Raw genomic sequence first — 7,531 nt, 5'->3', positions numbered from 1 at the left:
GTCATCCGAAGCTTGCGTCAATGCGGTGTTGGCATTGCTAAAGTAAGTCATATGATAGTCTCTCGATGAAAGCGCCTGCGGGCGCTTTTTTTGTATCGGACGAGATCAATAGAGTGGGGTGTATTTTATCCAATGGATTCGTGTAGATTAAAAACGACACGGATAGGAGTTTTCCGAACTTAAAGATTTCTTCCCCGTTTTGATTTTACATCCTAAATATCCCGCCCAGTGAGTGGTACAACACTCGCTGGGCGGTAGCATTCCTTAGCTTTAAAACGTTATGTTATCTGTCGGTCTAAAATCACTATCTGTTGGACACCGCCCTATGATGCGTCATAAAACGATTATCCAAGTTATACTTTTAAGCTTATCGATGAGTACCCTCTCCGGGTGCAAAGAAAAGGCGATCAACCCTGAAGATGACCTTCCTTTATTCAAAGCCTTCATTGAGGAGAACATTAATAAAGTTGCCGATGATCCTTACATATCAAGTACATTGAGGCCTGATGATGAGATGTATGACTTGATGCTAATGCTACAGCGTGGTGATTGGAGTCAAACAACTTGGGATGAGATGGACTCTCTGATGAAAAAGGGCGTAGAGAATGCCAAAATAATCTATGCACGTACAAAAATAGATGAAATTTATAAACGAAGTGAAGCCACTACTATACTGACTGAATTGATGAGAAAAGGAAATCCTTATGCGACTTACTGGTTATCTAATAAGAGTAACTTATGCCTTTCTTATCTTTCATCAGAACATTTTGGCAACAAAGTAGCAAAAGAACTTGGCTTAGATACTTCTTATGAAAATAAATACTGTACCGAGGAAATTTACCAAAAAGCAGTCGAGGGATTTAAAAAACTCGCAGCGGAAGGCGATCTTCGCGCTCAGTACTTTTTATTAAAAGATAAAGGCCTTGATAAATCAGTAGAAAAGCGTGAAGAGTATATTAATGAGGTTATTCGATTCKCAGARGATCATTAYTATAAGCCRTTAATGGATTATATTGATTCATTACAAAAGCAAACCAATGATGGGGTTGTTTTCCGCTCAGAAAAGCTGGAGAAACTAGCTTTTGTTCTTTTAAAGATTGCGAGTAATAATAATTATATTCCTGCCATGGGATCGGTAATGTACTATGAAAGGAATAGTGGAGATAACAATAAATTATACAAGCGAATGAAGATGTTAGGTGGAAAGTATTACTTTTGGGCGATGTTTGAAGATAAGAGTGAAGAAATGAATGGAAAGGAAAAGTATTGTCACGCTTTTCTTTTTGATAAAGTATACCAGGAAAATATCCTTTTCAGTTTTAATGGCGACTGGCCTAAAAAAAGTGATTACGATGAAAGCATCTGTAATATAGAAAAAGAAATCGCTGAGATGAAACCGATGATTTATATCGATTTCTTCACAAGGATCGATAACTGGGGACGAGGCTGACTTACTGTTCGATTGAGGGTGGTACGTTAAAAATTTCAAGACCTCTTTCCCGTTTTGATTTGATATCCTAAATATTCACCGTCCAGTGAGTGACACAACACTCGCTGGGCGGTAGCATTTCTTAGCTAAACGTTATGGTATCTGTCAGCCTAGACACAACTATCCGCTGGACACAGCCCTATGATGCGTCATAAAACGATTATCCAAGTTATACTGTTAAGCTTATCGATGAGTATCCTCACCGGTTGTAAAGAAAAGGCGATCAACCCTGAAGATGACATTCCTTTATTCAAAGACTTCATTGAGGCGAACATTGATAAAATTGCCGATGATCCTTATATATCCAGCACAGTTCGTCCTGAAAATGAAATGTATGATGTGTTGCTTGACCTACAACGAGGAACGCCTTGGAGCAAAGAAGAAGAAGATCGATTTAATCGCCTTATAGAGAAAGGGAATGCTCATGCAACGATTCTATATTCGCGATTAACATTGAATGATATCTCAGAAAAAAGTGTCGCAGTATCTCGTCTAGCGAAGCTAATGAGCGAGGGAGATCCTTATGCAGCTTATTGGCTTTCTAATAGAAGCTATCGTTGCCGAGCACACTTAGGTTCGCGTAGTCTTGGTAATAAAGTAGCGAACGATCTCGGTTTAGATACCTCTTACGAAAATAAATACTGTACCGAGGAAATATACCAAAAGGCTGTTGAGGGGTTTAAAAAACTTGCTGCAGAAGGCGACCTTCGCGCTCAGTACTTTTTGCTAAAAGAAAAAGGCCTTGATAAATCAGTAGGAAAACGTGAAGAGTATATTAAAGAAGTCATTCGATTCTCAGAGGCTCATTACTATAAGCCATTAATTGATTATATTGATTCACTACAAAAGCAAACCAATGATGGGGTTGTTTTCCGCTCAGAAAAGCTGGAGAAACTAGCTTTTGATCTTTTAAAGGTTGCGAGTAACAATAATTATATTCCTGCCATGGGAGCGGTGATGTACTATGAAAGGAACAGTGACGATAACAATAAATTATACAAACGAATGAAAATGTTAGGTGGAAAGTACTATTTTTGGGCGATGTTTGAAGATAAGAGTGAAGAAATGGGTGAGAAGGAAAAGTATTGTCATGCTTTGCTTTTTGAAAAAATATACCAGAAAAATATCCTTTTCAGTTTTAATAGTGATTGGCCTGGAAGAAATGATTACGATGAAAGAATCTGTAATATAGAAAAAGAAATCGCTGAGATGAAGCCAATGATTTATATCGATTACTTCACTAGGATCGATAACTGGGGAAGAGGCTGATTTTCTGTTCGGCTGATACTGGAGTTTTCCGAACTTAAAGATTTCTTCCCCGTTTTGATTTTACATCCTAAATATCCCGCCCAGTGAGTGGTACAACACTCGCTGGGCGGTAGCATTCCTTAGCTTTAAAACGTTATGTTATCTGTCGGTCTAAAATCACTATCTGTTGGACACCGCCCTATGATGCGTCATAAAACGATTATCCAAGTTATACTTTTAAGCTTATCGATGAGTACCCTCTCCGGGTGCAAAGAAAAGGCGATCAACCCTGAAGATGACATTCCTTTATTCAAAGACTTCATTGAGGAGAACATAGATAAAATTGCCGATGATCCCTATATATCGAGTACAGTAAAGCCTGATGATGAGATGTATGACTTGATGCTAATGCTGCAGCGTGGTGATTGGAGTCAAACAACTTGGGATGAGRTGGACTCTCTGATGAAAAAGGGCGTAGAAAATGCCAAAATAATCTATGCACGTACAAAAATAGATGAAATTTATAAACGAAGTAAAGCTACTGCGATACTAACTGAATTGATGAGTAAAGGAAATTCTTATGCGACCTACTGGTTATCTAATAAGAGTAACTTATGCCTTTCTTATCTTTCATCAGAACATTTTGGCAACAAAGTAGCAAAAAAACTTGGCTTAGATACCTCTTATGAAAATAAATACTGTACCGAGGAAATCTACCAAAAAGCTGTTGAGGGGTTTAAAAAACTTGCTGCACAAGGCGATCTTCGCGCTCAGTACTTCTTGTTAAAAGACCAAGGCCTTGATAAGTCGATAGAAAAACGTGAAGAATATATTAAAGAAGTTATTCGGTTTGCAGAGGCTCATTACTACAAGCCATTAATGGATTACACATCTACACTTATGGAACCAAGTCATAGAGGTCGTAAATTTCGATCTAAAGAGCTAGAGAAGCTAGGAGTAAAACTCTTCAATATTGCTAGTAATAACTATTATATTCCTGCAATGGCAGAATCAACCGTGTATGAAGCTGATAACAATCAGCTTTTTGAACGAATGAAGAGGTCAGGGGATCGGTATTACTTTTTGGCTACTGCTCTAGATAGAAGTAATGAGTTGAGCGGAGAAGAAAAATACTGTCATGCACTATTGTATGAAAAGAAATTCAAGAGTAAACGATATTTTGGATTTGACGATGAGTGGCCAGAAAAAGACGACTACGATGAAAGTATCTGTAATATAGAAAAAGAAGTCGCTGAGATGAAGCCAATGATTTATATCGATTACTTCACTAGGATCGATAACTGGGGGCGAGGCTGACTTACTGTTCGATTGAGGGTGGTACGTTAAAAATTTCAAGACATCTTTCCCGTTTTGATTTGACATACTAAATGTCCACCACCCAGTGAGTGTTATAACACTCGCTGGGCGGTAGCATTCCTTAGCTTTAAAACGTTATGGTATCTGTCAGCCTAGAAAAAACTATCTGTTGGACACAGCCCTATGATGCGTCATAGAACGATTATCCAAGTTATACTTTTAAGCTTATCGATGAGTATCCTCACCGGTTGCAAAGAAAAGGCGATCAACCCGGAAGATGACATTCCTTTATTCAAAGACTTCATTGAGGAGAATATTGATAAAATTGCCGATGATCCTTACATATCAAGTACACTGAGGCCTGATGATGAGATGTATGAAGTGATGTTAAAACTACAACGGGGTATACCTTGGAGTGAAAGCTGAGAAGAGGAACTCAATCGTCTATTCTAGATGGTCAGGAGGATTCGGTCCTCATAGGGCAAGTACGAGAGAAAAAGCGCATATTGCTTTGGGATGAGCACAAAGATTGGGCACCAGAAAATTTGAACAATCAAATTGTGCCTGACTCCATGGCGTTGAATACAACAATTGTTGAGTGTGCGCTCACTTCTAAGCCAAACGAAGCGATGTATATACGCTCAACGTGTGCGGTTATAGATAGTGATCCCGCAAGGAATAAGCAAAGTTGTGCGCGAGTTTATGAACCCACGCTACCAACAGGGCAAGGAGTGATAAAGCCCGAGGCCTTCAAGGACGCGTTAAGAGACGCCTTGGGGAATGATGCGGAAACTAAAACGACGTTTGCGTTGGCTAACGTGGGGGGGGAGGTCGCTTTAGATGAGGCCTATGAGTATGTGCTACCGTGGCGAACCCAGCAAACTGAGATTTTCGGCAACACCGTTAGGATGGACGTTAGCGGTGGCGCACAATTTATGCGATTTACGTATTCAGCGCAGGCAGCAGCTGAAAGCGTCAACTTAAACTTAGTGAGGAACACGCAGTTGGGGGCGTCGCTTGATTTCGCCAGCGGCCAATTAGCGACAAAATTCTCCATTCCAGCTGAAAACATGTACGATCTGAAAGTTCCTTATTACACCGTTGACAATGAGCGTCGTGAAGTGAGCTTAGGAGACATTCGCTTCGACATTGAAGCGGTTGTGCACGGTATGTTAGCGGCAAGCATAAAATACTCGAATGAGATTGGATTTGGTCAAGATGCTGCCACAGGAGCGCCAGGTCTGCGGACATCTCAAACCTTTATTGCAACGCGTTTGGAAAGCAAGAAAGACCTAGGACTCGCGGATGATAGTAAACTGCGAAATATTAAGGCGGGTGCAAAGACTGAGGTGTCGGCCTTTGCTGGTGCAGAGGTAGGTGGACAAGTCAGTCTTGCATGCTTATGGAAAAATGTGGGTAGCTCAGACATGAAACAGTTGTTTAAGCTCGCCACGAGCCTCACCGCGCAGTTAGGTGTTGGAGCGAAACTTATCTTGCAATGTACCTTAGATAATGGCCGCTTAATTTTTCGTTTTGACTTTGGCGCCGCGTCTCTTGCGGGTTTCTCTGGCAAGCTAGCGTTTGAGTTAGACCCGCTTGCTTACGATGAATTTATCTCACGGCTGTTAGATGTGATGGAGCACCCGAGTTTTAGTCGCTTTGGCCTATTCCATGAAAGTGACGGTAGTGAAGCCTTTTATGCTTTTAACAGGCTACTGACAGTTGCCGTTGCCTATCAGCTTACCCTGACGCAAATTGCACTGCTGCCTTTTCATCTTATTCGAGACATGGAGCAGCGAGCATTGGAAGCGACGAACGCCCCCTTTGTGGCGAACTTCATTAATAGTGACGTTGAGACATCCGGTCAGCGAGACTGGATCAAGAAAATGCCAGCTGAGACCTACGCCAAACTCTTTTCCGTTCTTTTGCACTATCATGATTTAGTATTTTGGGGCAACGATGCAGAAGCTGCTGAGCGTAACCTTAACCAAGTGGCTGCGATGACCAAGCTTTTAGAATGGATAAGAGGAGAGAGCCACCCGGTAAGTGACAATGCCAAGAAAAAGTTCGAGAACGTCATGCAAAGGGTTGGAGAAGAGATTGAGATGGAGCTTCCCGAAGAGGTGAAATGGCAACGCTATGCGGAAAATATTGATAGGATAATTACTTTTTGGCATCAGGCTTATAATAATGTAGGTTTTTTGTCAGACGAAACGCTCAAGACCCGTTTTATTAATGAAAAGGATGACCTTATTAAAAGGTTAGGGAGTATGACAACTAATTGGATTCCTTACAAAAGGTCAATTACACTTCCTGCATATCATGAAGTTGTTGAGTATACATCTGTCCACATGAATGATATGAAGAATAAGAATACTATTAATCATCATGGATATAAGAGAATAATTGGTGGATAAGATGAAATTGATAAAAGTTTTTTTTATGTTGCTTATTTGTTTCTTAACCTTACCTTCTCACGCAGTAAATTTGAGCGAGGGGCTGTCCCTTTTGAACGAGGGAAAGTATAAAGCTGCAAATGAAATATTCCGAGCGCTTTCTGATAAAGGTAACGCTAAAGCCTCTTACTGGTTAGCTTATACACAATTTAAAACATCAGGAACGCTAGGCGCAGGGTTTAGCCTATTAAAAGCTGCTGAAGCTGGTAATCCTTGGGCAATGGCGACACTTGCAGGTACTCATATGCCAAAGGTGACTACCTCATATTGTAATTATCTTGGCTGGCCGTGTGACGAGAAATGGGTTGATAAAGCAATAGAAGGTTGGGAGAAACTCGCCGAAGAAGGTGATGGAAAGGCAATGTATGCCCTTTTATATCATGACCCTAGTTGGTGGCAGTATATTCCAATATATAGCGACTACCGATATGGGAAAATAGCAAGAAAGTTATATGAGAATAAAGGTTTCGCTTTCTTTTATGACTCCTCATTCTGGTCTTTTTTTAATGAAGAAAAGAGAGTTGAGTATTTGGGAAAGATGGCTTCAGATGGCGATGGCGTAGCATCCTATAAATTGTTTCATATACTTGAAGAGAATGAAGAAATCAGAAAAGCGATTAGTACGATAGAAAATGGAATAAAAGAACGAAATTCTTACGCTTTATATAGCGCATCTATAGGGTTAATACGTCTTAAGAGGACGTATAGTATAGGCTCGAAAGATGAAAAAACTTCTAAACGCGCGTATTTCTATTGTAGCGCTGCTGATAGTCTTCTCGGAAATAACGATAGATGTCGTGCTATTAACTTCTTTGATTTCGAATATGATCGAAATATAGGAATGCATAAGTATTATGATAAAGTTACCGGAGAAAAGGTGACAGAAAAACAGCTTGAAAATATTCGAAAAGAGGCGAAAGAATATGTCGCAGGATATCACACTGATTTAAAACTCGATGAAACAACCGTTGAATTCTTCAAGGGCTATAGTGATAATCTTTGAATTTTTATATGTAAAAAA

At 40.1% G+C, this 7,531-nt stretch carries 6 protein-coding genes; all 6 read left to right on the top strand.

What is annotated here, in order from left to right; genetic code table 11:
- Nucleotides 1-325: 325 nt before the first annotated feature.
- The 6 genes from BZG73_RS12185 to BZG73_RS12160 all read left to right on the top strand — a co-directional run bounded on the left by BZG73_RS12185 (nt 326) and on the right by BZG73_RS12160 (nt 7,513).
- A complete protein-coding gene (locus tag BZG73_RS12185) occupies nt 326-1,450 on the top strand; it encodes a hypothetical protein (protein WP_077668444.1) in 1,125 nt (374 codons plus the stop codon).
- Nucleotides 1,451-1,630: 180 nt separating this feature from the next.
- On the top strand, nt 1,631-2,758 hold the full coding sequence (locus BZG73_RS12180) for a hypothetical protein (protein ID WP_077668443.1): 1,128 nt from the start codon (nt 1,631-1,633) through the stop codon (nt 2,756-2,758).
- A gap of 180 nt (nt 2,759-2,938) precedes the next feature.
- Nucleotides 2,939-4,054, top strand: a complete 1,116-nt coding sequence (locus tag BZG73_RS12175) for a hypothetical protein (protein ID WP_077668442.1) — start codon at nt 2,939-2,941, stop codon at nt 4,052-4,054.
- Between the two features lie 231 nt (nt 4,055-4,285).
- Nucleotides 4,286-4,480, top strand: coding sequence for a hypothetical protein (locus BZG73_RS12170; protein WP_131826199.1), 195 nt, complete (start codon nt 4,286-4,288; stop codon nt 4,478-4,480).
- Between the two features lie 146 nt (nt 4,481-4,626).
- On the top strand, nt 4,627-6,471 hold the full coding sequence (locus BZG73_RS12165; protein ID WP_158075306.1) for a hypothetical protein: 1,845 nt from the start codon (nt 4,627-4,629) through the stop codon (nt 6,469-6,471).
- Complete coding sequence (locus BZG73_RS12160; RefSeq protein ID WP_077668439.1) at nt 6,464-7,513, top strand: SEL1-like repeat protein; 1,050 nt, start codon at nt 6,464-6,466, stop codon at nt 7,511-7,513. Before BZG73_RS12165 ends, BZG73_RS12160 begins: the two co-directional genes overlap by 8 nt.
- The last annotated feature ends 18 nt before the right edge of the window (nt 7,514-7,531 follow it).

It is taken from the genome of Salinivibrio siamensis (assembly GCF_001996005.1).
Lineage (GTDB): Bacteria > Pseudomonadota > Gammaproteobacteria > Enterobacterales > Vibrionaceae > Salinivibrio > Salinivibrio siamensis.
The sequence above is the reverse complement of the archived record's forward strand: the minus strand, read 5'-3'. Positions and strand labels throughout refer to the sequence as shown.

Coding starts and splice junctions, on each gene's coding strand:
- BZG73_RS12165 (WP_158075306.1), top strand. CDS start 4,627: ATGGCGTTGAATACAACAATTGTTGAGTGTGCGCTCACTTCTAAGCCA.
- BZG73_RS12170 (WP_131826199.1), top strand. CDS start 4,286: ATGAGTATCCTCACCGGTTGCAAAGAAAAGGCGATCAACCCGGAAGAT.
- BZG73_RS12180 (WP_077668443.1), top strand. CDS start 1,631: ATGATGCGTCATAAAACGATTATCCAAGTTATACTGTTAAGCTTATCG.